This is a genomic window from Rhodococcus yunnanensis NBRC 103083, assembly GCF_001895005.1.
GTDB classification, from domain to species: domain Bacteria; phylum Actinomycetota; class Actinomycetes; order Mycobacteriales; family Mycobacteriaceae; genus Rhodococcoides; species Rhodococcoides yunnanense.
This window is the reverse complement of the sequence record NZ_BCXH01000013.1, coordinates 107,881-132,826: the sequence shown is the minus strand read 5'-3', so window position 1 is coordinate 132,826 and position 24,946 is coordinate 107,881. Positions and strand designations below refer to the sequence as shown.

Annotated in this window: 20 protein-coding genes; 7 read left to right on the top strand and 13 right to left on the bottom strand. The window is 64.6% G+C overall.

Features of this window, described 5'->3' with window-relative positions; translation table 11 throughout:
* Window positions 1–59: 59 nt before the first annotated feature.
* From RY1_RS19950 to RY1_RS19940, 3 genes are all read right to left on the bottom strand, one after another.
* Complete coding sequence (locus RY1_RS19950) at window positions 60–947, bottom strand: alpha/beta fold hydrolase (protein ID WP_072805772.1); 888 nt, start codon at window positions 945–947, stop codon at window positions 60–62.
* On the bottom strand, window positions 948–4,208 hold the full coding sequence (gene lysX, locus RY1_RS19945) for a bifunctional lysylphosphatidylglycerol synthetase/lysine--tRNA ligase LysX (protein WP_139279929.1): 3,261 nt from the start codon (window positions 4,206–4,208) through the stop codon (window positions 948–950). It lies immediately after the preceding gene.
* A 154-nt stretch (window positions 4,209–4,362) separates the two neighbouring features.
* A complete protein-coding gene (locus RY1_RS19940) occupies window positions 4,363–5,622 on the bottom strand; it encodes a fatty acid desaturase family protein (protein ID WP_072805771.1) in 1,260 nt (419 codons plus the stop codon).
* Window positions 5,623–6,276: 654 nt separating this feature from the next.
* Between RY1_RS19940 and RY1_RS19935 the strand changes: the two genes are divergently transcribed.
* The gene (locus tag RY1_RS19935) at window positions 6,277–7,170 is read left to right on the top strand and encodes a hypothetical protein (protein WP_245819784.1); all 894 of its coding nucleotides are present in this window, start codon (window positions 6,277–6,279) and stop codon (window positions 7,168–7,170) included.
* Here RY1_RS19935 and RY1_RS19930 read toward each other — a convergent pair.
* The 4 genes from RY1_RS19930 to RY1_RS19915 form a co-directional block, all read right to left on the bottom strand.
* Window positions 7,152–7,700 carry a GNAT family N-acetyltransferase gene (locus RY1_RS19930; protein ID WP_072805834.1) on the bottom strand — a complete coding sequence of 183 codons (549 nt, stop codon included), beginning with the start codon at window positions 7,698–7,700 and terminating at the stop codon, window positions 7,152–7,154. The genes RY1_RS19935 and RY1_RS19930 overlap by 19 nt on opposite strands.
* A 283-nt stretch (window positions 7,701–7,983) precedes the next feature.
* Window positions 7,984–8,397: a TIGR03668 family PPOX class F420-dependent oxidoreductase gene (locus RY1_RS19925; protein WP_084727592.1), complete on the bottom strand. Its 414-nt coding sequence runs from the start codon at window positions 8,395–8,397 to the stop codon at window positions 7,984–7,986.
* Window positions 8,398–8,426: 29 nt separating this feature from the next.
* Window positions 8,427–10,550: a putative bifunctional diguanylate cyclase/phosphodiesterase gene (locus RY1_RS19920; protein ID WP_072805769.1), complete on the bottom strand. Its 2,124-nt coding sequence runs from the start codon at window positions 10,548–10,550 to the stop codon at window positions 8,427–8,429.
* A 141-nt stretch (window positions 10,551–10,691) separates the two neighbouring features.
* Window positions 10,692–11,150 (bottom strand): hypothetical protein, encoded by a 459-nt coding sequence (locus RY1_RS19915; protein ID WP_072805768.1) that lies wholly within the window; start codon window positions 11,148–11,150, stop codon window positions 10,692–10,694.
* Between the two features lie 155 nt (window positions 11,151–11,305).
* Here RY1_RS19915 and RY1_RS19910 point away from each other — a divergent pair, with 155 nt between their 5' ends.
* Window positions 11,306–11,944, top strand: a complete 639-nt coding sequence (locus tag RY1_RS19910; RefSeq protein WP_072805767.1) for a response regulator — start codon at window positions 11,306–11,308, stop codon at window positions 11,942–11,944.
* On the top strand, window positions 11,941–13,122 hold the full coding sequence (locus RY1_RS19905) for a sensor histidine kinase (protein ID WP_072805766.1): 1,182 nt from the start codon (window positions 11,941–11,943) through the stop codon (window positions 13,120–13,122). Before RY1_RS19910 ends, RY1_RS19905 begins: the two co-directional genes overlap by 4 nt.
* Window positions 13,123–13,141: 19 nt before the next feature.
* Here RY1_RS19905 and RY1_RS19900 read toward each other — a convergent pair whose 3' ends face one another.
* The gene (locus RY1_RS19900) at window positions 13,142–14,149 is read right to left on the bottom strand and encodes a LacI family DNA-binding transcriptional regulator (RefSeq protein WP_072805765.1); all 1,008 of its coding nucleotides are present in this window, start codon (window positions 14,147–14,149) and stop codon (window positions 13,142–13,144) included.
* Window positions 14,150–14,195: 46 nt separating this feature from the next.
* On the opposite strand from RY1_RS19900, the gene RY1_RS19895 reads away from it, so the two are divergent.
* Window positions 14,196–15,392, top strand: a complete 1,197-nt coding sequence (locus RY1_RS19895) for an MFS transporter (RefSeq protein ID WP_072805764.1) — start codon at window positions 14,196–14,198, stop codon at window positions 15,390–15,392.
* On the opposite strand, the gene RY1_RS19890 is transcribed toward RY1_RS19895, so the two are convergent.
* Window positions 15,382–17,202 carry an anthranilate synthase family protein gene (locus RY1_RS19890; protein WP_245819783.1) on the bottom strand — a complete coding sequence of 607 codons (1,821 nt, stop codon included), beginning with the start codon at window positions 17,200–17,202 and terminating at the stop codon, window positions 15,382–15,384. The genes RY1_RS19895 and RY1_RS19890 overlap by 11 nt on opposite strands.
* A gap of 377 nt (window positions 17,203–17,579) precedes the next feature.
* Here RY1_RS19890 and RY1_RS19885 point away from each other — a divergent pair, with 377 nt between their 5' ends.
* From RY1_RS19885 to RY1_RS19875, 3 genes are read left to right on the top strand one after another with little or no spacing between them, the layout of a single operon-like run.
* The gene (locus RY1_RS19885) at window positions 17,580–18,623 is read left to right on the top strand and encodes an ABC transporter substrate-binding protein (protein ID WP_072805762.1); all 1,044 of its coding nucleotides are present in this window, start codon (window positions 17,580–17,582) and stop codon (window positions 18,621–18,623) included.
* Between the two features lie 8 nt (window positions 18,624–18,631).
* Window positions 18,632–19,654: a FecCD family ABC transporter permease gene (locus RY1_RS19880; RefSeq protein ID WP_072805832.1), complete on the top strand. Its 1,023-nt coding sequence runs from the start codon at window positions 18,632–18,634 to the stop codon at window positions 19,652–19,654.
* On the top strand, window positions 19,651–20,445 hold the full coding sequence (locus RY1_RS19875; RefSeq protein ID WP_072805761.1) for an ABC transporter ATP-binding protein: 795 nt from the start codon (window positions 19,651–19,653) through the stop codon (window positions 20,443–20,445). Before RY1_RS19880 ends, RY1_RS19875 begins: the two co-directional genes overlap by 4 nt.
* A gap of 34 nt (window positions 20,446–20,479) precedes the next feature.
* Here RY1_RS19875 and RY1_RS19870 read toward each other — a convergent pair whose 3' ends face one another.
* From RY1_RS19870 to RY1_RS19855, 4 genes are read right to left on the bottom strand one after another with little or no spacing between them, the layout of a single operon-like run.
* Window positions 20,480–20,839: a PLDc N-terminal domain-containing protein gene (locus tag RY1_RS19870; RefSeq protein WP_072805760.1), complete on the bottom strand. Its 360-nt coding sequence runs from the start codon at window positions 20,837–20,839 to the stop codon at window positions 20,480–20,482.
* A 60-nt stretch (window positions 20,840–20,899) separates the two neighbouring features.
* Window positions 20,900–22,138, bottom strand: coding sequence for an alpha/beta fold hydrolase (locus RY1_RS19865; RefSeq protein WP_072805759.1), 1,239 nt, complete (start codon window positions 22,136–22,138; stop codon window positions 20,900–20,902).
* Between the two features lie 8 nt (window positions 22,139–22,146).
* Window positions 22,147–23,610, bottom strand: coding sequence for a pyridoxal phosphate-dependent decarboxylase family protein (locus RY1_RS19860; RefSeq protein ID WP_072805758.1), 1,464 nt, complete (start codon window positions 23,608–23,610; stop codon window positions 22,147–22,149).
* A 13-nt stretch (window positions 23,611–23,623) separates the two neighbouring features.
* The gene (locus RY1_RS19855) at window positions 23,624–24,934 is read right to left on the bottom strand and encodes an MFS transporter (RefSeq protein ID WP_072805757.1); all 1,311 of its coding nucleotides are present in this window, start codon (window positions 24,932–24,934) and stop codon (window positions 23,624–23,626) included.
* Window positions 24,935–24,946: the final 12 nt, after the last annotated feature.

The window sequence follows — 24,946 nt, the reverse complement described above, 5'->3', positions numbered from 1 at the left end:
CTACCGTGCCATCGCCGAACTGCGGTTCGGGTCTTGGGCAACGGGCTCGAGGTGACACGTTACGGGTCGACGTCTTTGTGATGTGACACTAGTTCGGCGATCAGCGCAGCAACCTCGACGGGCTGATCGATCATCGCGTGGTGGTGAGCATCGGCGACGACGGCGAACCTCGCATTCAGATATCGGGCGAGTCGGTTCTGCTTCGCGATCCACATTCGTCCCCACGGGGTCGGTCTGCCCGTGTGCGCCGCGGCGACGGTGACCCCCACCTCGGGCATCGTTGTCCGGCGCCGGATGGCGTTGAGCTCGATCGCCATGTCGGGGTAGACGAAGTCCTCGATCAGCGCCGCTTCGAGATAGGACGGGGTGCGGTAGATCTGCTTGACCCAGTCGTACGTGGCGATCGGGATGCCGTCGGGTGGAATCGATTGGTTGAGGATCCGGCGGACAGTGGTGCCGAACAGCCACTGCAACCCGGTGGCCGAGAGCGCCTTCGCCAGCGCGTAGGCCCCCCCGACGCGCAGTGGCCTCGGGACGACACGCCACGGATCACGCTCGGCACTCGAGTCGAGCAACAGAACGCCCGAGGTCCGACCCGGGTGCAGTCTGGCGAAGGCTTCGGCATAGAACCCGGCAATCGAATGCCCGACGACCACAGCGGGCCCGGGAAGATCGACGGCGTCGAGGACACCGAGGATGCGGTCTGCTTCGGCCGTCACCGTCGGGGTCTGCCCATGCGGGAACGGCTGGCTCAGGCCGAACCCTGGTCGATCGAACACGACGACGGTGTGGAACGCGGACAGGATGCGCACGCAGTCGTCCCAGTCGAACCAGTTACCGCCCAGCCCGCCGCACAGCACGACCGTCGGGCCGCCGCCCCTGACGACAACGTGGGTGCGGAGACCGTGCACCGTCACAAACTTTCCCGGTGGTTTCATGTGAAACATTCACTGCCGGGGTTTGGCGAGCGGGAACGCAAGAGTTTCTCGGATGCTGCCACCCGTGATGAGCATCACGACCCGGTCGACGCCCATGCCGAGCCCACCTGTCGGAGGCATGCCGTATTCGAGGGCTTGCAGGAAGTCCTCGTCGAGGCTCATCGCTTCCTCGTCGCCGCCTGCGGCGAGCAACGACTGTTCGGTGAGACGCTGCCGTTGGTCGACAGGGTCGGTCAACTCGCTGTATGCGGTACCGAGTTCCACCCCCCACGCCACGAGGTCCCACTTCTCGGCGACGCCGGGAATCGACCGATGTGGCCGGGTCAGCGGCGACATCGACGTCGGGAAATCCTTGTAGAAGGTCGGGAACTCGGTGTAGTCCTCGACGAGGTGCTCGTACATGCCTTGCGCGACGGCTCCTGCGTCCCAATCCTTTTCGTACGGAATTTCGTTCTCGTCGCACAGGCGCTGCAGTTCGCTCAACGAGGTATCGGGTGCCACGTTCACCCCGAGCTTCTCGGCGACGGCGCCGTGCAGTGTCTTGACCGGCCACTCACCCGAGATGTCGATCTCGATCATCTCGCCGTCCGGGCCGTCGGGTCGAAGCACGATCTCACGACCGTGCGCGGCGACGGCGGCCTTCTGAATCAGCTCGCGGCACAACACCATTGCCCGTTCGTAATCGCTGTGCGCTTCGTAGGCCTCGAGAATGGTGAACTCGGGATTGTGTTTGAAGTCGGCTCCCTCGTTGCGGAACACGCGGCCGATCTCGAACACCTTGTCCATACCTCCGACGCACAGTCGCTTCAGATACAGCTCGGGTGCGATACGCAGGTAGAGATCGAGGTTGTAGGCGTTGATGTGTGTGATGAACGGTGCCGCGTTCGCGCCGCCGTGCACCTGCTGCAGAATCGGGGTCTCGACCTCCATGTATCCGCGGTCGGACAGCGAATCCCGCAGTGATTTCACGACATTGCTGCGTGCGATCATCAGGTCGCGGGCACTCCGATTGATCGCAAGGTCGACATACCGTTGACGCACACGCGATTCGGGATCGGTGAGTCCCTTCCACTTGTCCGGCAGAGGATGCAGGCATTTGGCGTTCATACGCCAGTCGCTCGCGATCAGCGAGAACTCGCCCTTCTTGCTTCTGCCGATCGTGCCGCTGACCTCGATCAGGTCGCCCAGGTCGAAATCGGAGTCGAAGCTGTCGAGCTTGTCGCCGACGCGTTCCCGGTCGAACAGCACCTGGATGTCGTCGGTCCAGTCACGGACTACGGCGAATGCGACGCCGCCGTAATCACGAATACGCAGCAGACGTCCCGCGATTCGGACCGTCGTGCCCTGGGGAGCGGCAAGAGCCTCGGCGACGGAATGCGTCGGGGGATAGGCGACGGGGTAACCCTCGACACCTTCGCTGTTCAGGCGCTCCAGCTTCGCGATGCGCACACGAACCTGGTCGGGACGCTTGGGGCCGGTGGTCACGAGGTCGTCGTCGGGCGCCGTCCCCGGGCCACTGCCATCTGTGTGAATGTCTTCGTTGCCTGCCAGTGCTGCAGGCACGGCGACGTGGCTGCCGGTGTGCTTGCGCGCGCGCCGGAAACTCGGGAGCGTCAGAAAGCCTTCGGCGATGGCCGAGGCGATGCCCACTTTGGGAAGTACGCGGTTGTCCGCGAAGCAGAGGTAACGCGGCTCCCAGTCCGGCTGGTACTTCAGGTTGGAGCGGTACAGGGCTTCCAGTTGCCACCAGCGGGAGAAGAACACGAGCACCGAGCGCCAGATACGCAGCACGGGGCCTGCGCCGATTCTGCTGCCCTCCTCGAACACCGCGCGGAACACCGCGAAGTTCAGAGAGATCTTGCTGATTCCGAATTGATCTCCGCCGGTTGCCAATTCGGTGACCAGTAGTTCGATGACACCGTTGGGGGACTGCGGGTCACGCCGCATCAGGTCGAGCGAGGCACCGGTTCGACCCCATGGCGCGAGCGACAGCACCGCCACGGTTCGGTCGTCCTGGCGAGCCTGGACGAGGAGGCAGTCGCCGTCGAGCGGATCTCCCAGACGGCCCAGTGCCATCGAGAATCCGCGCTCGGTTTCGGTATCACGCCAGTTGTCGGCGCAGTCGATGATCTCGGCCATCTCGGCGGCCGGAATGTCGCGGTGCCTGCGGATCTCCACTGTCACACCGGCTTTGCGCGCTCGGTTGACGGCCTGGCGGACCGGCCTCATCTCGCGGCCGGTCAGGTTGAACTGCTTGGTGTAGAGGATTGCTTCGTCGCCGAGCTCGAGGACTCCGAGGCCTGCCCGCTTGAACGCCGTTGCACCGGTTTCGCTCGCCCCCATCACCGCGGGCGACCACCCGTACTTCTCCGCCAGCTCCAACCAGGCGTCGATGGCGTGCGGCCACGCTTCGGGATTGCCGATCGGGTCGCCGCTGGCGAGGCACACGCCGACCTCGACGCGGTAGGTGATGGCGGCTTTACCGCTGGGGGCGAAGACGACGGCCTTGTCGCGGCGAGTGGCGAAATAGGCGAGGGAGTCGTCGGCGCCCCACTTGTCGATCAGGCCACGCAGCGCGGACTCGTCGCTACCGGTGAGCGCGTTGGACGAACGCTGCGACCTGAACAGCGTCACGACGGCTGCGAGGAGCGCCAGCGCGCCGAACAGTCCGAGGAGCGTGTTGATGAATCCGTGTGGGCGGCCGCCGAACTGCTCGTTGTCGACCGTGGCCAACGCGGTCACGCGGTTGAATGCCCACAGGAACGTCTGACTCTCGGGGAGCGTCCCGGGGAACAACGCGACGAGGCCCCACCCCACGAGCGTCCCGATCACTGCGCCGAGAATCAGCACGCCGAGGGCTCGCCAGCCGGCGCCGCGGCGGACGCGAGTGTAGAACTCCCTGCGGGACGCGATCAGAATCCCGAGCACGACGACGTGAACACCCAGTGCGATCCAGGAGTCGACGCTCTTGTTCTCGATCCCGTCCGCGAGATTCGTGAGCGCCAACAGAACGAGATAGATGGTCAGCAACCACCACGCGATGCGTTTGCGGCTTGCGAGCGCAGCGGCGAGGAGACCGACGACGAGTGCCCACGCGAGCGAGGTGTCGGGTGCGTCGAAGTAGTAATTGTCCACGTACTCGCGCGGAACCCGGATGACCACACGCAGTGCAGGCGAGATACTCCACAGGAAGACCAGCACCGCAAAGACACCGAGAATCAGCCCGGCGATGTGCGGAACCTGCGTCAGCCGACCATGTTCGGGCGGCACCAGAACGCGCGGTTTTCCTTCTCCGCGCGTGGCCGTCGACTGTTCCGACTTCCCCGGTGACACCGATGCCGTGCTCGTCACTACTTACTCCTGCCGTCGGCGCTGCGTGTTGCCCCTAGGGGAAATGTAGCGCCGACGGGGGGAATTCACGTGATCAACGACGCGATTGGCTGGTGGCGGTGTGAACAGGAGTGTGCTTGCCGACCATTGCCAGCGCCGTCCGAAGTCCCCGACGCCTCCCTGTCGCCGGATCGGTGCCGAACACTTCCTTCATTCCGCCGCGGATACGGAACTTGAGTTCCGACGATGTTTCCGGTGCATCGTCGGACGTCGCCGACAGGAACCGATTCGGCAGTGACAGCTTCAGAATGGTCCGCAGTGTCTGGCCGTACTGATGCGGAAGCGAACCCGTCGTGTACGGCAAGTCGTACTTGTCGCAGAGTTCGCGGATCTTCACTCCGATCTCGGCGTACCTGTTGCTGGGTAGATCCGGGAACAGGTGATGTTCGATCTGATAGCAGAGGTTGCCACTCATGAACGCCAGCGCCGGGCCGGCACGGAAGTTCGCGCTGCCGAGCATTTGCCGTAGATACCACTCGGGCTGAGACTCCGTCTCGTACTCCTCCAGCGTGAACTTCTCCGCACCGTCGGGGAAATGCCCACAGAATATGACGCCGTACGTCCAATAGTTACGGATGAAGTTGGCCGTGGCATTGGCCGTCAAGGTCGTCTTCCACGCAGGACCGGTCAACAGTGGGAACAAGATGTAGTCCTTGCCGACCTGCCTGCCGATCTTGCGCAGAACGTCGACGGCCATCTCCTTCTTGTCCTCCCACTTCACCTCACCGGTACGCAGCTTGTCCGTCTCGAGGTGATGCAGTGCGACGCCCCACTCGAAGAACGTCGCCAACAGCGCATTGACCAGGGGCTGCGCCAAATACTTCGGGTGCCACTTCTGGTCACGGGTGATGCGAAGGACGCCGTAGCCGACATCGTTGTCCAGGCCGACGATGTTGGTGTACTTGTGATGCGTGAAATTGTGCGAATGCTTCCAACCGGAAGACGGGCACGTGTTGTCCCATTCCCAGTTGCTCGAATGGATCTCGGGGTCGTTCATCCAATCCCACTGACCATGAATGACGTTGTGGCCCAACTCCATGTTCTCGATGATCTTGCCCACCCCGAGCAACGCAGTACCCAAAGCCCACGCCGGCTTCTTCTTGCTCGCGAACAGCACCACCCGGCCGGCCACCATCAGCGACCGCTGAAACGCAATGGTCCGTTGGATGTACCGTGCATCCCTCGCCCCGCGCGAATCCTCGACGTCCCGGCGAATGGCGTCGAGTTCCTTCCCCAAAGCCTCTATATCGGCCTCGGTCAAATGGCTGTACTCCTGAATGTCCGATATAGCCATACATCCCCTCCGCACACAGAATCAACAGCAGGCACCGTGGTGGCGCAGTCTTCACCACCTGTGGCCCCCGTCACCGCCCCAACGGTACGGGCCGTCCGCTCCCTCGTCGACAGATTCGGTCACTTCGGGGTGAGCGAATGTCACGTTGGGTCACCTTGAGGTGAGCGAATGTCACCTTGGGTCACTTTGGGGTGAGCGAACGTCACCTTCGGTCACTTTGAGGTGAGCGAATGTCACGTTCGGTAACTCTGAGTGAGTGAGGGCGGCATTCGGTCTCTCCGGGTGAGCGAATGTCGCATTCGGTCACCACCCTGCACGGGAGCGAATGTCACCTTGGGTCACTTTGAGGTGAGCGAATGTCACGTTGGGTAACTCTGAGTGAGTGAGGGCGGCATTCGGTCTCTCCGGGTGAGCGAATGTCGCATTCGGTCACCAACCTGCCCTGGAGCGAATGTCACATTCGGTCACCTCGTTACTCCACCGAGTTATCCACAGGCTGAGGAATTGTCCACAGGCAAGGCCGCCAGCCCGCTGAATTTGTCGGAGGGATGGTATTCGATGTGCCCCATGAAACGAGGGGGATGGGCAGCTGACGCTTACGTGCTGCAACAGAATTCGAAGAACGGCGTGATCAGAACCTCTGTACTGAGGGGGATGGGGGTAGGAGCGAAGACAATAGCGGACCGAACTGCGGGTGGACCGTGGCAGCGATTTCTGCCGGCACTGGTTCTGCTGCACAACGGGCAACCGTCGAGACTGCAGCGAAATACTGGGGCGATCATGTACGGCGGATCGAATGCGATGTTGTCGGGGAGGGCGGGTCTTGCGCTCCATGGATTCGGAAGTTCGACCCTGCCGACGGAAACGTTGTTGCTGATTCCGCATCAGGAGCACCGAAAGAATGTGTCGTTCGTAGAGGTGGAACGTACATGGCGGCTACCCGGGCCGACGATGAAGATGGGCTTGCCGGTCGCACCGCTGAAGAGATGCCTGTTGGACGCCGCTCGACGAATGGTGGACGAGCGTGCGTGCACTGCGCTGATTGCCGACGTCGTGCAGCGTGGTCAAGCCGACATCCCGTCCTTGCTTCAAGAACTCGACGAGGGGTGTGGACGGGGAAGTGCCCTTCCGCGCCGCATACTTCGGGAACTGAGTTTCGGTGCACATTCGGTCGCGGAACTCGATGCGCAGAAGTTGTACGAGAAAAGTGGTCTGCCACCGATGGTGCGCAACAAGGCGGTGTTGTCCGAGACGGGCGAATTCCTCGGATACACGGACAACTGGTTGGACGAGGTTGCGCTCGACTGGGAGATCGAATCGTTCGAGTTCCACTCGTCTCCTGCCGCGTACGAAGCCACTCTGAAAAAGCGACAGAACATGCGAGGGCATGGCGCAATCGTGGTGAGCCACACGCCGAAAGCAATTCGCACACAATCCGATGTGGTTCTTGCAGATCTACACAAGGCCTATCAGCAAGCATTGAGTAGACCTCGCCCGAACTTGCGCGTGGTCGAGCGGGATGACGTGAGCTACGGCAAGGCGTCGTAGACCCAGATCATCTGTCGACCGGTCTGATGTGACGTGGTGATCGGGTGGTCGACAGTGCGGTCGAGGCGATACCCCAACCGAGCGGGTATCGCCCGACTGCGGATATTAGCTGCATCGCAATGGATTTCGACGCGCTTCGTACTCTGGAGACCTGCGGCGACAGTGGTCAGAGCGGCGGCGACCGCAGTCATGACGCCTCGTCCTTCGGCGGCCTCGGTCAACCAGTAGCCGATCTCCATGACTCCTGTGCCGCTCCGGCGTAGCCCGGACTTGCCGAGGACCTTGGCTTCTGAGCGGTCGGTGACGAGATAGTCGAAGACGGTGCCCGAGTCCCACTGGGCGATACTGTTCGCAATGCGTACGCGTTGCGTCTGGACCTGCGCAGCGTCCGAGACCGCCCACTCCATCCAGGGCGTCAGCCGGGGGATGTTCGACGCGATGGCGTCGGCGATTGCCTCGGCGTCGTCAGCGGTTTCGCGACGAACAACGAGTGGACCGAGTTCGATTCGTTCAGGAGGCGTCGCCGGCATACTCAGCAGTGTGTCCCGGATTCTGTCCGCGATGCGAACGATTTTCGTCGCGCTCGGGGGTCCGAATGTCACATTCGCTCACTCCGGGGTGAGCGAGGGCGACATTTGCTCACTCAGAGTTACCGACGGTGACATTCGCTCACCTAGGGGTGACCAGAGGTGACATTCGCTCACCTAGGGGTGAGCGGAGGTGACATTCGCTCACCTAGGGGTGAGCGGAGGTGACATTCGCTCACCTAGGGGTGAGCGGAGGTGACATTCGGTCGACGGAAAGAGAGCAGACCTAGGACGCCCGCCAGGATCGCCACCGGAGATTCCCGACGACGATGGCGGGACCCTGGGGACGCGCGGGGACGTATTGGTCGTATTTCCCGACGAGGGCGTCGATGGCCGCGGTGCCTTCGTCGGTGTCGGCGTCGACGACGCGGGCCGATCCGCTGGCGCGGATCCACCAGAGTGCGGTCCAGTCCTCGTCGTAGTTGTCGACGATGAGGCTGACGGCGGGGTCGGCGCGGATGTTCTCGAGCCGTTGGAGCTTCTGGGTGGACTTGGGTTTCCAGTCGATCGCGGTGACGATGGTGTCGTCGACCACGGCGAACACGACAGGCACGAGATGTGGTGTGCCGTCGGGGTTGACGGTGGACAGCAGGGCGCGTCTGGCTTCGGCGAACTGCCCGGTCTCGTCGTCGATCTTCACGTTCGTTGCCCCTCGTATCATGCGCTGTGTCATGCGGACGCGCTGTGTGCGCCGTTCTGGAGAAGGATCTGTTCGAGCTGGGTGGCGGTCATGGGACGGCCGAGTAGGTGTCCCTGTCCGAATGTAACTGCCATCTCGACGCACGAGTCGAGTTGGTCGGTCGTCTCGATGCCCTCGACGACGGTGTCCTTGCCGAGGTCGTGGGTGACCTCGACGACCGCTTTGCAGAGCGCCGACATTGCTCGCCTGCGTTGGAGGTTCCTGCTGTCGAGGTGCTGGGTGAGTGATTTGTCGATCTTGAGTATGTCCACCGGCAGTGTGGCCAGGCGTTCGAGTGAGGAGAAGCCGGAGCCGAAGTCGTCGATCGCGATGAGAGCGCCGTGTCGGCGAACGTCCATCAGCTGGTAGTGGACGGCGTCGACGTCGTGCAAGGATTTCGATTCGGCGAGCTCGAGGACGAGCCGTCCGGGCTCTATGTCGAAGGACTCCATCACGGCGACGACGTCGGTGGCAAGGGTGCCCGCGGCGAAGTGCAGTGGGCTGACGTTGACACCGACCTGCACGTTGATGTCGCGGCGTTGCCATCCTGCGATGGTGCGGCCCACCTCACCGAGAATCCAGTTGCTCAACGGAATGATGAGGTCCGCGTCCTCGGCGAGTGGGATGAAGCTGTCCGGTGTCAGCAAGCCACGTTCGGGGTGGTTCCATCGAATGAGGGCTTCGGCGCCGACGACGGATCCCGACGCCAGATCCACGATGGGCTGGTAGAGCATCTCGAGTTCGTGTTCGGCCATCGCGACGCCGCGCAGGCGTTCGACGATCTCGAGCCGCTTGCGGTTGCTGTCGCGCAGGTCGGTGGAGAAGACCTGGTGGCTGCTGCGGCCGTGTGCTTTCGCGGCGTGCATCGCCGTGGTGGCGTCGTGCACGAGCTGCACTGGGTCGGTGGTGCCGGCGTTGGATGTGGCGACGCCGACGCTCGCGGTGATGGTCAGTTGTTGCCCATCGAGCTCGAATGCCGGTTCGAGGACGCTCGCGAACCCGGCGGCAAGGGCGCGTGCGGCGACCGACTGGCATCCGCGTGCGATGACGACGAACTCGTCGCCGGTGAGTCGGCCGAGTGTGTCGGTGGGTCGGGTCGATTCGCCGAGGCGGGCAGCGACGAGTTGGAGCAGTTCGTCGCCACGTGCGGGTCCGAGCACGTCGTTGAACTCTTTGAATCCGTCGATGTCGACGAGGAGAACGCTGACTTCGTGGTCGGGCGCCCTTTCGGCGAGTTCACCGAGCAGAAGCGCTTCGATTCGTTCTCGATTGGGCAGGCCGGTCAGCTGATCCTGACGAGGCGCTCGCTCGGCCGAGGTCACCTGTTCGGTGATGTCGGTGTGCGTGAGATACAGCCCGGCGCCGTCGGCGAGCCTGGTGGCGCGGAGGCGATACCAGTGCTCGGCGCTGCTCGTCGACCAACCGTAGTTGTACGTGAACTGCTGTTCTTCCCCCGAGGTGACGGTCAGAATTCCAGCGAGCACCGCGGCGGCGTGCTCGTTGCCGTGCTCGGCGGAGTAGGTGCATAGTTCGAGGTAGTTGGCGCCAGCGGAGTAGTCCTCGCCGCCGGGAATGGTTGCCCAGAAGTGGTTCCAGGTGCGGTTGGCGAGCACGATCGTGCCGGACGGGTCGAGCACGACGGTGCCGGCCGGGACGGCGTCGAGCATCGATTGCGCGAGTTCACCGGTCCACTCTGCCGTAGAGCCACCTGCAGTAGAGCTCCCTGCAGCGGGGTTGTCTGCAGCGGAGCCACCGAGTTGTCGGTCGGTGACATCCCACATCCAGATCACGTAGCCGTCGGTGCCGGGGCTGATTCGGTACGAGAGTGTCTTGCGCAGCGCCACCGAGACGTCCTCGAACGTTTCGGTGGCGTACTCGGTGCATCTGCGGACGAAATCGATCCACGACGACGCCGAGAACAGGCCCTCGATGCTGCGACCCAGCAGGTATTCGGGGGTGGTTGCCAACAGGGTGGCGGCGGCCGGGTTTGCGTAGGTGACGGCAAACGCCGAGTCGACGATCACGATCGCGTCGGGTACCGAATCCAGCATGCCGTCGAGGGGGGCGCTGGAATGTGTGGTCGCAGGATGGGGCACGGATGGCTCTCGGCTCATACTTCCCCCCTGTGGCCGGTCGGCCCGTTCACAGAATAGCCTGAGAGTATGGTTCTGCGCCATAAACCGGCCGATCGTCTTGTTTTGTGACGTTTAGCAACCTTCGGGTCGGCCGACTGCTAGGGGATGACCTGCCAGGGGTTACACCGCGCTCAGGTGGTAGCCGACGTTCATGTTCGGGTAGTTCGTGTCGATCCAGCTGCTGACGCTGTACTGCCCGGCGCGAGGACCTGTCGTGCGGGTGCCGTCGATGTCGGTGGAGTTCGAGTAGTCGTTCGCCATGAAGACGACGGTGCCGGAACCGTCGGGCAAAGAGTAGGTGGCGTCGACGCCGAGACCGCGGGGATCGTTGTTCGCCGCCGTGATGATGCGGCTGGAGTGAGGTGCCACCGACTGCGGAGGTGCAGCGATCCAGCTTCCGTACGGGTTGTCGGCGCCTTGGAGGTAGATCGGCTGGTCGGTGTCGTTGGCGACGGTCATGGCGATGGTGTTACCGGTGGTGGGCAAGGTTCCGGCGTTGGCAACGCCCGTCGCTCCGAGGGCGAGTCCGGAGACAGCGAGGGCGGCGATTCCGGCGGCGAGAAAGCTGGTGCTCTTCATGGCGATTGTCCTAGTGTCTCGGTTGGCTTTTCGGTCTGAAGCAACTATCCGTCGAAACAGACCCGTGGTCTGTCCTCCGGCCGGCCTGCTCGGGGGATGAACCGGGCGTCCCCCGATCGGGGGACATCGGTGCGCGGAAGTGAGAAAGTCTCCGTATGCAGCAGAAAGTCCGCGTCGTCGTCGGCGACGATCACCCTCTCTTTCGTGACGGGGTCGTCCGTGCCCTGAGCGGAAGCGGTCTCATCGACGTCGTGGCCGAAGCCGACGACGGTCAGGCTTCGTTGGCGGCGATCCGCGAGCACGATCCCGACGTCGCACTCCTGGACTACCGCATGCCTCACCTCGACGGAACCCAGGTCGCAGCCGCAGTCGTGCGGGACGGCCTGCGTACGCGAGTGCTGCTGCTGTCGGCACACGACGAGGCGGCGATCGTGTATCACGCTCTGCAGGAGGGTGCTTCGGGATTTCTACCGAAGGAATCCTCGCGCGCCGAGCTGGTCGACGCGGTGGTCCAGTGTGCGAAAGGCCGCGATGTCATCGCCCCCGAGCTGGCAATGGGTCTCGCGGGTGAGATCCGAAGAAGGAGTGAGCCCTCGGGGCCGACGCTCAGCCCCCGAGAGCGAGAAGTATTGGCGCTCATCGCATCCGGCAAGTCGATCCCCGACATGGGGCGAACGCTGTTCCTCGCGCCGTCGACGGTGAAGACGCACGTTCAGCGCCTGTACGAGAAGCTCGGTGTCAACGATCGGGGTTCCGCGGTGGCCGAGGCGATGCGACGGGGACTGCTCGAGTGAGTTCCTATCAGGACCGGGTGCTGGCCCGCTACGCCACCGAGGCCGTCCTGGTCACGGCGGTTCTGCGGCTGCCGTTGATCGCGCTCATCGCGCTGCTCGGAACCGTCGTCGACGTCGACCACTGGGAGCCGGTCGTTTTCAGGATCATCCTCGCGCTGTATGCGGTGACAGCCACGGTATGGCTGTTCGAGGCGGTTCGACGACCCGCCGGGCGATGGGCGGGATGGGCGTCGACGACGGTGGATCTGGTCATGGTGATCGCCCTGTGCGCCGCGTCGGGAGGGGCGACGTCGTACCTGCTTCCGGTCTTCTTCCTGCTGCCGGTCGCGGTCGCGTTCCAGTATCGACCCGCTTTGACCGCGGCCCTCGGAACATCAACGGCTGCAGCCTATTTCCTGGTGTATCTGTTCTACGCGGTGCGCGACGACCATGTCGATCTACCGAACGTCGTGTACCTGTATCTCGGCTTCCTGCTGTGGCTGACGGTCGCGACCACGGGGTTGTCGTTCGTGCTGGTACGCCGCGCCCGCACGGTGGTATCGCTGCTCGACGTCCGTCGGCAGTTGGTCACCGAGGCGCTCGGCGCCGAGGAGAACGAGCGGCAGCGGTTGGCCGAAGAGTTGCACGACGGGCCGCTGCAGAACGTGCTGGCCGCGAGGTTCGACGTCGAGGAGGCCAGGGAGACGAGCGATGATCCGGCGTTGGCCGCTGCCGAGGCCGCACTCCGTGAGACCGCGATCCAGTTGCGGTCCTCGGTGACGTCGCTGCATCCGCAGGTGCTTGCCCAGCTGGGACTGTCCGCTGCGGTACGGGAACTGGTGGACAAGATGGCGGCGAGGGCAGGGTACGAGGTTCGCGCGCAGATCGAGGACGTCGGGCACCCCTCCTGTCAGTCGTTGATTTACAAGGTCGCCCGTGAGTTGCTGGTGAACATCGACAAGCACGCGGACGCATCACACGTGAGCATCACACTGCGACAGACCGATTCGAGCATCGAGCTGACGGTTCAGGACGACGGCATCGGATTCGACACCGCCGTCCTCTCCAAGCGCGTGGGCGAAGGCCATATCGGTCTCGCGTCCCACTACCTGCGGGTCGAGAGCCTCGGGGGCACGTTCGATCTGACGTCCGAGCCGGGCGACGGAACGCGGGTGCGCATCGCCCTTCCACTCGACTGACACGCAGGACGTGCCGCAGTCATCGTGTGGAGCTACGTATCCGCAGCGACCACTGCGCGGGCGGAATGGAAGGCAACGTTCCGAGCACCCACCGCGCTGCATCGCGGCCCTGGTCGTACAGCGACTGCGCCACCGTCGTGAGCCCGGCGGGTTCGGCGGCATCGGAGTCGTCCCAGCCGGTGACGGAGATGCCGGGTGCCCCGACGTCGAGCACCCCAAGAGCGAGATCGTCACTGCTGCACAGGATCGCATCGACGCGATGCTCGGACAGCAACGTGCGAGCGGCGGCCGTACCGGCAGCGCGTGTGTTGGTTGCCACGAACGCCACCGGCACCCGATCCCACCCGAACCCCATTTCGACGACAGCTCGCCGGTACCCGGCAAGGCGGGCGGCCGTCACCGGGAAGGTGGCGTCCCGGGGTTCGGGTCCGAAGACGATGCCGGTGATCCGATCGCGGTTACGCGGGAAGCTGATGATCGCGGGTCGTTCGGCCGCGGCCAGTCCGATGGTGCCGATGGCGTGCGCGGCTGCGGTGTCGTCGATTCCGATGATCTGGGTTCCGGGGTGGGCAGGTCCACCTTGGATGCAGACGGGTTTGCCGGTTGCGACGGCGGTGTCGAGCATGGGGTCGTCGACGACGGTGGTCCACACGATGTAGCCGTCGACGTGTGCGTCGCGTACGCGCGCGAGGTCGGCGTCGATGCGGGAGTTGGGGAGCAGGACCAGTCCGGTGTCGGTGTCGAGGCATGCTTCGGCGATGCCGGAGAGGAAGGCGCGGGCTTGAGGATTTTCGAAGGAGTAGGTCAGTGTTTCGGTGAGGACGACGCCGAGGTTGTTGGTTTTTCCGCTGCGTAGTGCCTTCGCTGCGCGGTGTGGGCCGGCGTATCCGAGTGTCGATGCGGCGGCGAGTACGCGTTGCCTGGTCGCCTCGGACACGCGGGCGGGCTGGTTGTAGGTGTAGGAGACGCTCATGGTGGACACGCCCGCGGCTACGGCGACGTCGGCCATGGTGGGGCGGGTGCTCATGGGGCAAGGGTAGCGGTTGAGTCTGCTCTGTGTAACGATACACAGCATGCCCGGTTCGACCACCCTCAGGCTCGCCGTCCTCGCAGCGGCCGCGTTCGTCTACGTCACCGCGGAGACCCTGCCGATCGGATTGCTCCCGGAGATCTCCGCCGACATGGGCGTCAGCGAATCCAGTGTCGGCTTGCTCCTGACCTTCTACGCCTACGGTGTCGCGATCATGACGATGCCGCTCATCACCGTCGTACGCAGGTGGCCGCGCAGACGGGTGGTCGTCGTCACCGTTGCTGCCCTTGCGATCTCGCAGCTGCTGTCCGCTGTCGCGATCGGCTATCCGATGCTGGTGCTGGCCAGAATGATCTGTGCGGCCACACACGGAGTGTTCTGGGCGGTCGCCGCACCGGTGGCGGCGTCCCTCGTCGCTCCGGGAAAACAGGGCAAGGCCATCGCGACGGTCTACGCGGGCACCTCCTTGGCTCTCGTTGCAGGCAATCCGTTGTCGGCTGCTGTCGGGCAATGGCTCGGATGGCGCACCGCGGCAGCAAGTATCGGGGTGATCTCCGCACTCATCGCTTCGACCCTGTTCTTCGTACTTCCCGCCATGAAAACCGCGCCCGTCAGAACCTCTCGCGGCGCAGTCCTCGACAGACCACTCGTACTCATCTGCGTGGCGACGTTCCTCGCGGTACTCGGTCACTTCGTCGCCTACACGTATTTCTCACTGCTCGTCGACCGTGGCCTCGGATCGATGGGAACCACGCTGACTGCGATGCTTCTGCTGTACGGCCTGTGCGGTGTGGTGGGAATCTGGGTCGTCGGAAAGACGTTCGACCGATGGCCGCGTCGGTCGACCATCGCGGCGCTGAGCGTCGTCACTGCCGCTCTCCTGATTCTGTGGACCGCGCTGCAGGCTGCTCCCGGATCGCTTGCCGTACTCTCCGTTCTCGCAATCGGACTCTGGGGCTTGGCGTTCACGACCGTTCCGGTGTGCCTGCAGTCCTCGGTGCTGAACACTCCCCGTGCCGATCCGGACCGGGCGTCGGCTGTCTACGTCGTGTCCTTTCAGCTCGCCATCGCCTCCGGCGCGTTGGTCGGTGGGGTTGTCATCGACCGAGGCAGCATCGCGGCGGTCACCTTCCTGGCTGTGGTTCTCGTCGCCGCGGCCTTGGTGGTGGTGCTGCTGACTCGCACCACCTTCGGCGTGGTGTCGCACGAGCGGCGCGCGCTGGATTCGGTCAGGCCGTGACCTCGACCGGGGTGAGCAGTCGCTGCACCAGTCCGGCGAGAATGTCGATTCCCTCGGTCGACAGCACCGATTCCGGATGGAACTGGATGGACTCGAAACCCGGCCCGCGCAGCGCGTTCACCTCGCCGCCGTCCGCGGAGACCTCGGCGCCCGCGATGTCGGCGTTCACGGCGACGAAGGTGTTGTAGAACCCCACCGTACGGGGCTCTCCGAACACCTCGACGCGCCGCTGCACGCCCTGCTGCGGACGGTCGAGCAGGGCGATCTCCAATCCGAGTACCTGTGCCAACACCTGGTGACTCAGGCACACGGCGAGCAGAGGCAGACCGCTCGAAAGCCGCGCCCGCACAGCAGAATCCACTGCGGCAATCCTCGCGGCCGAGACGACGCGCGGGTCACCCGGCCCAGGCCCGCACACCAGCAGGTCGGCGTCGGTGCCGGTGTAGTGCTCCCACCGGACCACCTGCACGTCCATGCCGAGGTGCCGCAACTGGTGGGCGATCATCGCCGTCCACTGATCCTCGAAGTCCACCACCACCGCAGTCCGGCCGATCGCCTGCGGCATCACCACGAGAGGTTGCTCGTCGAGCCAGAACGACGCCAGTTTCTCGTTCCTGCGCTCCAATGCGTTCTGCACTCCGGGAAACTCCGCGAGCCGAACCGCGTCCCGAAGCAACGGCCGCGGGGTCTCCAGACCCAGCGCTGCCAACACACCTCCGAGCTTCGAACGAGTTTCGGCGACTTCGTGTTCGGGCACCGAGTTGCGGACCAGCGTCGCCCCTGCCGAGATCTTCAGTTCGCCGGTCGGGGAGATCTCGCAGGTACGGATCAGGATCGGCGCGTCCACCGTACTGACCCCGGATGCGCTCTCGAACAACGCCAGCACACCCGAGTAGTACCCGCGGCCCGACGTTTCGTACCGTTCGATGACGCGTGCGGCGTTCTCGATCGGTGAACCGGTGACCGTCGGGGCGAACATCGTCTCGCGCAGAATCTCTCGTGGATCGGCAGTGCTCTCGCCGACCAGGACGTACTCGGTGTGCGTCAGGTGGCCCATCTGTTTGAGCCGTGGACCGATGACGCGTCCACCTGTGGCGCAGATGCGGCTCATCATCTTCAACTCCTCGTCGACGACCATGAACAGTTCCGCGTTCTCCTTCGCATCGTCGAGGAAGTCGAGAACTCCGGCGCCGGAGGGTCCCTCGACGGGATGGCGATAGGTGCCGCTGATCGGATTCATGATCGCCGATGTGCCGTCGAAACCGACGTGGCGCTCGGGCGTCGCACCGACGAGGGTCACGAAGGGTGTGTGCACGAAAAAGGTCCAGTACGAGCCCGATTCGCCGAGCAACAGTCTCCGGAAGATCTCCAGTCCGCTTTCCTTCGCATCGTCGAGCTGTCCGCGAAAATCGCGCCGGACGACGAAGTTCGCTCCAGCCCCTGTACCGATCTCGTCTTCGAGAACCCGCGACACCATCGACGCGTAGGCATCGTCGGTCGGTTCGAACCGGCCTCCCGTCAGCCCCAGTTCACTCGCGATCAGGACGTCCACGATGTCCTCGACACTCACACGCGCATGCTCGCGTACCCGCAGGCAGTACAGCCCGGCCTGATCGTCGTGGCACTCGAATCCGCGTTCGGAGATCTGCCGATAGGGCACGAGCGCCAGCACGTCCGGACCATCGGCATCCGGATTCAACGGGATGTCGGCAAGCGAATCGACGGTGACGACGTCGCCCACCAGAACGTCGACGCCGCCGGCGCGGCTCAGGAGTGCACAGGGCTCGCCGCTCACAAGAACTCTGGTCAACAACTCGTCCATCGAAGGCCTTTCTCGAATGTCTTGCCGACTTTCGAGTGACCTGGACATGAAAAATGGCCACCTCGAAAGGCGGCCACGGGTAGAACTACGCGAAGGTGTGGGCGCCTAGAAGCGCCACCACCATGAACCCACTACGAGCTGTTTCGCGTACACGCGGATCACTGTACACATTCCGGCCGCGATAAGGTCACCCTGGACCGTCACCTTCGGTCATGTGAGGTGCAAGGGAACTCGGTGAGATTCCGAGACTGACGCGCAACGGTAACTGCCCGCTCGCAGGGCAGAAGTCCGATCGCTTGCTCCCCGCTGCGTACGTCCCGCGGCTCCGCGAAACGAGCCCCTAGTAGGAAGTTGTCGCCACCGACATGTCCATCCGTACCTCTCTTTCCCTTGCTGTGCTCGCCGCGGCTCTCGTGCTGTCGAGCTGCTCCTCGGCCTCGTCCACCTCGTCGACGGAAACCGACGTGAGCGAGCGCACCGGCAGTTTCCCGCTCACCATCTCCAACTGCGGCGTGGACGTCGTCGTCGACGCACCTCCGCAGCGTGCAGTCTCGCTCAATCAAGGCTCGACCGAGATTCTGCTCAGCCTCGGACTGGCGGATCGGATGGTCGGCACGGCGACGTGGACCGACCCGGTCCGCGACAACCTCGCCTCCGACAACGCGAAGGTCCCGCGGTTGGCGGACAACAAGCCCTCGCTCGAGGTCGTACTCGACGCCGAGCCCGACTTCGTGTCGGCGTCCTTCGGCGGGACCCTCGGACCAGGAGGCGTCGCCGAGCGCAGCCAGCTCGAGCAACTGGGGGTGCCGAGCTACCTGTCGCCGACCGATTGCAACGGCAAGACCGACGAGAGCGTCAATTCCGACGGCGCACGGACCTCGCCGCTCGAGATCGGATCCGTCTACCAAGAGATTCGAGACCTCGCGGCGATCTTCGACGTCCGTGACCGAGGCGAGCAGTTCATCGGCGAACTCCAGAATCGGTTCGAGAAGGCATCGTCGGCGGTCGAGGCGTCCGGTACCTCGCTCGTGTACTGGTTCGCCGACACGGCCACGCCGTACATGGCAGGCTGCTGCGGTTCGTCGGGCATCATCACCGACTCGGTCGGTGCCGAGAACATCTACTCCGACACCACCGACGAGTGGCCGCAGGTGAGCTGGGAGTCCGTCGCGGACCGCAACCCGACCGCGTTCGTGCTGGCCGATCTGAGCCGTCGCACACTGGCAGGGGACGCGCTCGAGAGCAAGATCGAGTTTCTAGAGAACAATCCGGTGACGCAGCGTCTGCAGGCAGTGGTGGACAAGCGCTACATCGTCGTCAACGGCGCCGATCTGAACCCGTCCATCAGGACCATCGACGGAGTGGAGAAGGTGGCGGCAGCGCTGCAGGGTTGGGATACGGCCAATTGAGTGCAGGTATCACCACCAGGGGCAGCATCCTTGCGCCGCTGTTGATCTTCGGGACGATCGTACTGACGCTGTCCATCGCGGTGGCGATCACGATCGGCCCGGCAGATCTGTCGGTGCCGGATGTGTACCGGGTGATACTCGAGCACCTCGGGTTGGGAAGTTCGGGTGTCAGCAGGATCGAAGACGGCATAGTGTGGGAGTTGCGTCTCCCTCGCACGCTTCTGGCCGCGATCTGCGGTGCCGGGCTGGCGCTGTGTGGAGCGATCATGCAGTCGCTGCTGCGCAATCCACTGGCGGATCCGTTCGTACTCGGAATTTCCTCGGGTGCTTCGACGGGTGCAGTGCTGGTGGCGGTACTCGGCATCGGTGGCGGGTTGTACTCGTTGTCGACCGGTGCGTTCGTCGGTGCAGTGCTGTCGTTCGTGTTGGTGATGTTGCTCGCAGCAGGAGCGGGTGGCGGCACCGATCGTGTAGTTCTTGCCGGAGTGGCTGGGACACAGTTATTTTCGGCGCTGACGTCGTTCATCGTTATCTCCTCGGCGGATGCAGAACAGACTCGAGGGGTTCTGTTCTGGCTGCTGGGGTCGCTCGGTGGTGCCGACTGGGCCGATGTCGCGCTGTGTGGATTCATCTGCGGCATCGGCATAGTCGTGTGCCTGCTGTACTCCTCGGCGCTCGACGCGTTCACATTCGGCAACGACGCCGCGGCCTCGCTCGGTGTCTCGGTGAAGTGGATCCGACTTCTTCTTCTCGTGATCACCGCACTCATCACCGCGACGCTCGTCAGTGCCGCAGGCGCAATCGGATTCGTCGGGCTCGTGCTGCCGCACGCAGCCCGGTTTCTCGTCGGATCACGCCACCGACGCCTGCTCCCGACGACGGTACTGGTCGGTGCGATCTTCATGGTGTGGGTCGACGCCGTCGCTCGAACGGTGTTCGCGCCGCAGGAAATACCGGTGGGCGTCGTGACCGCACTGATCGGTGTTCCGGCGTTCGCGGTGATTCTGTTTCGGATGCGGAGGACTCGATGACCATCCACGCCAACGGGATTCGATGGTCGAGGGGATCGACGTCGATTCTCGACGGGGTCGACTTCGAGCCCACGCCAGGGGAGACGGTCGGTTTGATCGGCCCGAACGGCTCGGGCAAGTCGTCGTTGCTGCGCATTCTCGCCGGCATCGTCGCCCCCGATGCGGGCACGGTGACGCTCGACGAGGTGCCCATGGCATCGATGCGTCGGCGCCGGATCGCGCGTCGCGTGGCCATGGTCGACCAGCATTCGGACACCGAGGTCGACATCTCGGTGCGCGACGTCGTTCGACTGGGCCGAATCCCGCACCAGGGCATGTTCGGCGGTGACTCGGGCGCCGACGACCGCGCGGTGTTGCGAGCACTGGGCGACACCGGGATGAGCACCAAATCGCATCGGATGTGGCACACGCTGTCCGGCGGCGAGCGTCAACGCACCCAGATCGCGCGGGCGCTGGCGCAGGAACCGACGGAACTGTTGCTCGACGAGCCGACCAACCACCTCGATATCGCGCACCAGCTCGACATCCTCGCGCTGGTCGCGGAGCTGCCGATGACCAGTTTCATCGCGCTGCACGATCTCAACCTCGCGTCGATGTTCTGCGATCGGATCGTGGTGCTGCGCGCCGGACTGGTCGTGGCAACCGGGACGCCTGCGGACGTGATCACCGAGGATCTCGTCAGAGTCGTCTACAACGTGCACGCCGACGTCGTACTGGACGAGACCGGTTCCTATCCGCAGGTGACGTACCGTCGGACCCGAACCGGTATCCCCAGTCCCAGTCCTCGGTAGTGCTAGTCCTGGGTGGTCCTAGTGCGGGGTAGTGCTAGTCCTCGGTCCGGCGCTGCTGGCGGCCCACCCGGCGCTGTTCCTCGGCGCGCGCGCGGCACTGACGGAGGAATTCTTCGTCGGAATCCGGGTTGGTCGCGACAGCTCGGCCGGGCCTGACGTCGTACTCGGGGTAGGCGGAGTTGCTGCGCCGCGGTGCGCCTGCACCGCCCCAGATACCGCCCCCGATGGGACGTCCGACCAGAAGCCAGACGATCGACCCGGCCAGGGGCACGAAGATCACCAGCAGCAGCCACAGCATCTTCGGCAGATGCCGGATTCCCGATTCATCCGCCGTGATGACGTCGATCAGGCAGAACACCCAGAGAATCATGATGATCAAACCCAGATACGGCACTTGCCTGTCCTCCCCAGTAAAGACCGGTCGGTCCTTTGCCTGGGAAACTTTACTGGTCGATCACGATTTCGCACAGTTCGGCCGGGTCGGCAGCCCGGCGAACCGATCGCGCATGAACGCCAGCCCGACGCCGAAATCGGCTGCCGCAGGCGCGAGGTGATTGATGCCGAACCCCCCGGGAATCGGTGGAATCTCGTCGACGTACAGCGACACGTCGGCGCCGCGCCCGCACCAGTCGGCGACCAGACGGCGGGACTGCTCGGTGGGGATGAAATCGTCGTTGGTGGCCGTGTTCACCAGCACCGGAGCATTCGGGGTTCGGTTGCCGATGCGTTGGTCGTCGAAGATGCGGCGGACGATCGGATCGGCACCGATCGCGTCGGCGAGCGTGCGCCCGTCCCTGGTCCACTCTGCTGTCGTCGTGCCTCCGAATTCCCGACGCGCCTCGATGAGGCACTGGCCGGACACACGAGCGAGAACCTCGCGTCCTCGGTCGTTCGCGGCCTCGTCGACGACGGCACGAAGCTCAGGGTAGCGAGCCAGGAAGCCGTTGATCGCGAATCCGATCGCCGCGGTCAGCCCGGTGCCGTCGATGTGCCGCAGCACCGCGTCCAGAGCGGCGGGCGGCGCGCTGGCGTACGTGCCCGCGACGTCGAGTTCCGGCGCGTACTCCCCGGCGAGTTCTGCCGCCGACGCGGCTGCACCGCCGCCCTGCGAATGCCCCCAGAAGCCGACGGGACCGTCCGATCCGGAGATCGCGAGAGCCGCACGGGCCCCGTCGATCATCGCGTGCCCCTCCTCGACCCGGTTCACGTACGTGTGAATCCCCGGTGTGCCGAGCCCGATGTAATCGGTCACGAACACGCGTATGCCCTGGGTCAGAAATGCAACCGCGAAGGCACCCTCGTAGTTGATCGACGTGCTGCCGGTAGCGGGGTCGTACTGTCCGCCGGTCGGGAACTGGCGCGAGGGCGCACACTGATCGCCCTGACCCTGGGTGCCGGGCCCGATCACGACGGTCGGCGTCGGGCCGCCTGCGTAGGGAACCGCTGGCTCCAGAAAGGTTCCCGTGACAGCGGCAGGTGATCCGTCGCCGAGCGTCGAGCTGTACTTCACGCGTTGGGCGGTGCCCGGCAGCGCGCCGACCTGGCCGAGAAACGAGATCGGTTCGGATGCGATGACCACACCCGGTTCCGCTGGGACAGAAGATGGTTCGGCATAGAAATCGGGTGAGGCCTGTGCAGGCACAGCGACGGTGGCCATCACCACCCCGATCCCCAGTGCAATCCGAAAACGCATGTGTCCCCCTACTTCTCGATCACCCGTGCCAAGAACTCGATCAACATTCTCGCGCTGACATCACGCGGAAGCAGTTCGACGCCCGCGAGTATCGACGCCATGTCCAACTCGCCGTCACCGGTGACGCCTGCAGCCTGCAACGCCGAGTAGATGTCCTCGGACGGTAGCGATACCGCCTGCTCGGGCGTGAGAACACCGTCGCCGAACAGGCGTGCGAGCTCGGCGAGTGCGGCAGGTGGTTCGGCAGGGGCCAGACCACGAACCTCGTCTGCCGCGGAGACGAGGGCCGCGACCAGTTCGCCTTGAACAACGGCAGTGGCCGGGGTGACGGTCAGATGCGTCGTGCGGGGCAGTGTCGTCCCGTCGGGTTGCTGCAACGACGGTTGCGCCTGCAGCGAGAAGCCGCGTCGTGCAACGGCATTGAGCCAGAGATGCGGATCGACCGGCTCGGGTGCGTCGGCGTCTGCTGCGACGGCCAGCAATGGCCCTGCCGGAGCCCCGACGACGCGGAGGCCGGGAATCGCACGGACCGCGGCGATCAGAGCCGTCGTGGAATCGTGCATCCGGCCGGTCAGTTCGGCGAATCCTGCCTCGCCGAGATACGTCACGATCGCCCATGCCGCAGCCATCGACGTGATGGATCTGGAGCCGAGGAGCGTCGGATTGACGACGGGATAACCCGGCCAGTCCGTCGTCCCGAAGTACTGATGCCGATGCCGGTCACGGCCACGCACGAGCAGCACCGACGCGCCCTTGGGTGCGTACCCGTACTTGTGCAGGTCGGCGGAGATGCTGGTGACGCCGGGAACGGCGAAGTCCCACGCGGGTAACTCGCCCCACCAGGGAAGTGCGAAGCCGCCGATGCACGCGTCGACGTGGAACGCGATGCCGCGGTCCGAGGTGATCGCAGCGATGTCGGCGATCGGGTCGAGTGTCGCGAACGGATAGCTGGGAGCCGATGCCACGACGAGCACGGTGTCGTCTCGAACGGCATCGGCGACACCGTGTGGACTCGGCAGCCCGGACACTGGATCGACCGGAACGACAATCGCTTCCAGGCCGAGGAGATGTGCGGCCTTGCGGAACGCTGCGTGCGCGGTGATCGGAAAGACGATCGACCCTGCCTTGGACGAACCCGCCGTCCCCGAGGCCGCATCTCGCGCGCCGAGCACGGCCAGGATGCAGCTCTCGGTGCCACCGGTGGTCACGTTGCCGACGACGGAGCCGTCCCCGTGAAAGAGGGTGCGCGCGAACTGGACCAGCTCACTCTCGATGACCCCGGCCGACGGGAACACGGTCGGGTCGAGGCCGTTGACCGCGTGGACCTCGCGTGCTGCTTGGGCGGCGAGTTCGTCCAGTTCGGCGACACCGCTGTCGTAGACGTAGGACAGGACCCTGCCACCGTGGGTCGGCGCGTCACCGGCACGCAGCGCGCGAAGCCGGGCCAGGATCTCCTTCGAGCGGGTCTTCACGTACCGACCTCCATCATGCGACTACCTGCTGTGGCACGCGAAATCCTCGCAGCAGCGCGATGCCGAGCACCACGAGAGCTGCGGGGACGATCGAGCATCCGAGGACGATACCCGGCACCACCGAATCGGGTTGCAGCACAGTGTCGTCGTCGGTGCTGGATCGGAAACCGACGCCGGCGAGAACGAGCAGGAAGATCGCTGGGCCGAGTGCCTGGCCACCAGTCTCCGCTGCGGTCCACACTCCGCTCAACGCGCCGGCTCGGGAACGGCCCGACAGTGCAGCGTCGTGTTCGATGGTGTCGGGGAGCAGTGCCAGAGGAAAAGCCTGCATGCCTGCGTACCCGATGCCCGCTAGTGCCGCAGACAGGTACACCCACGCGCCGGGGCTCCACAGCGCGCCGACGAACGAGAGTGCAGCGCACGCGAACACCCACGAGGACACCCGGAACCCGCGTGTTCGTCCGTACCGAAGTCCGAAGCGGTACCAGAGGGGCATGACCACGAGAGCCGGTCCGACGACGGCCGCGAACAGACCCGTCAGTGCAGCTTCGTTGCCGAGGACGTACGTCGCGAGATACTGGGCTCCGGCGAGCAGGATCGCGACGGCGAGTGCCTGAACGACGAAGACGCCGAGCAGGATTCGAAACGACGGCGTCGAGCGGAGGGCGCCGAGTCCTTCGCGGTACTGGGACCACACATCGCCTGCCGCGGCATCGGCTCGCGCGACGGACCTGCCGTGGGTGCCCCACACCGTCAGCACCATCCCGACGCACATGACGGTGGCAGCCGCGACCGCCATCACCAGATAACCGCGCGGTCCACCGCCCGCTGCGTCTCTGACCGCCGGGCCACCGCCGCCCACCAAAAGAATGGCTGCGGCGAGCACGGCGATGCGCACGGAGACGAGCTTGGTTCGAGCCTTCGGTTCGGAGTAGAGCTCGGTCGGCAGCGCGATGTACGGCACCTGGAAGAAGCTGTAGGCGGTGGCGCAGAGCAGGAAGAACACCAGCACCCACCACGCGGGCGAGACAGGCGGCGGGGTGAAGGTGAGTACGAACAGCACTGGCATCGCGAGTGCACCGAAGATCATCCCTGCGCTACGCGAACCGGTTCTGGCCGAGCGTCGATCGCTCAGCGCACCGACCAGCGGCCCCAACAGCACGTCCCAGATCTTCGGCACGACGAGAACCAACGACGCAACTCCTGCCGCGACACCGAGAGTGTCGGTCAGGTAATACGCCAGAACGAGCCCGGGCAGTGCGGCGAAACCGCCGGTGCCGATGCTGCCTGCGCCGTATCCGGCAATCACGGCTCGATCGGTCACTCGGTCAGACTA

Bases quoted from the DNA above. Each gene is read 5' to 3' on its own strand.
- RY1_RS19940 (WP_072805771.1), bottom strand. From the start codon at position 5,622: ATGGCTATATCGGACATTCAGGAGTACAGCCATTTGACCGAGGCCGAT.
- RY1_RS19895 (WP_072805764.1), top strand. From the start codon at position 14,196: ATGCCCGGTTCGACCACCCTCAGGCTCGCCGTCCTCGCAGCGGCCGCG.
- RY1_RS19930 (WP_072805834.1), bottom strand. From the start codon at position 7,700: ATGCCGGCGACGCCTCCTGAACGAATCGAACTCGGTCCACTCGTTGTT.
- RY1_RS19950 (WP_072805772.1), bottom strand. From the start codon at position 947: ATGTTTCACATGAAACCACCGGGAAAGTTTGTGACGGTGCACGGTCTC.
- RY1_RS19900 (WP_072805765.1), bottom strand. From the start codon at position 14,149: ATGAGCACCCGCCCCACCATGGCCGACGTCGCCGTAGCCGCGGGCGTG.
- RY1_RS19935 (WP_245819784.1), top strand. From the start codon at position 6,277: ATGGGGGTAGGAGCGAAGACAATAGCGGACCGAACTGCGGGTGGACCG.
- RY1_RS19920 (WP_072805769.1), bottom strand. From the start codon at position 10,550: ATGAGCCGAGAGCCATCCGTGCCCCATCCTGCGACCACACATTCCAGC.
- RY1_RS19885 (WP_072805762.1), top strand. From the start codon at position 17,580: ATGTCCATCCGTACCTCTCTTTCCCTTGCTGTGCTCGCCGCGGCTCTC.
- RY1_RS19910 (WP_072805767.1), top strand. From the start codon at position 11,306: ATGCAGCAGAAAGTCCGCGTCGTCGTCGGCGACGATCACCCTCTCTTT.
- RY1_RS19915 (WP_072805768.1), bottom strand. From the start codon at position 11,150: ATGAAGAGCACCAGCTTTCTCGCCGCCGGAATCGCCGCCCTCGCTGTC.
- RY1_RS19865 (WP_072805759.1), bottom strand. From the start codon at position 22,138: ATGCGTTTTCGGATTGCACTGGGGATCGGGGTGGTGATGGCCACCGTC.
- RY1_RS19875 (WP_072805761.1), top strand. From the start codon at position 19,651: ATGACCATCCACGCCAACGGGATTCGATGGTCGAGGGGATCGACGTCG.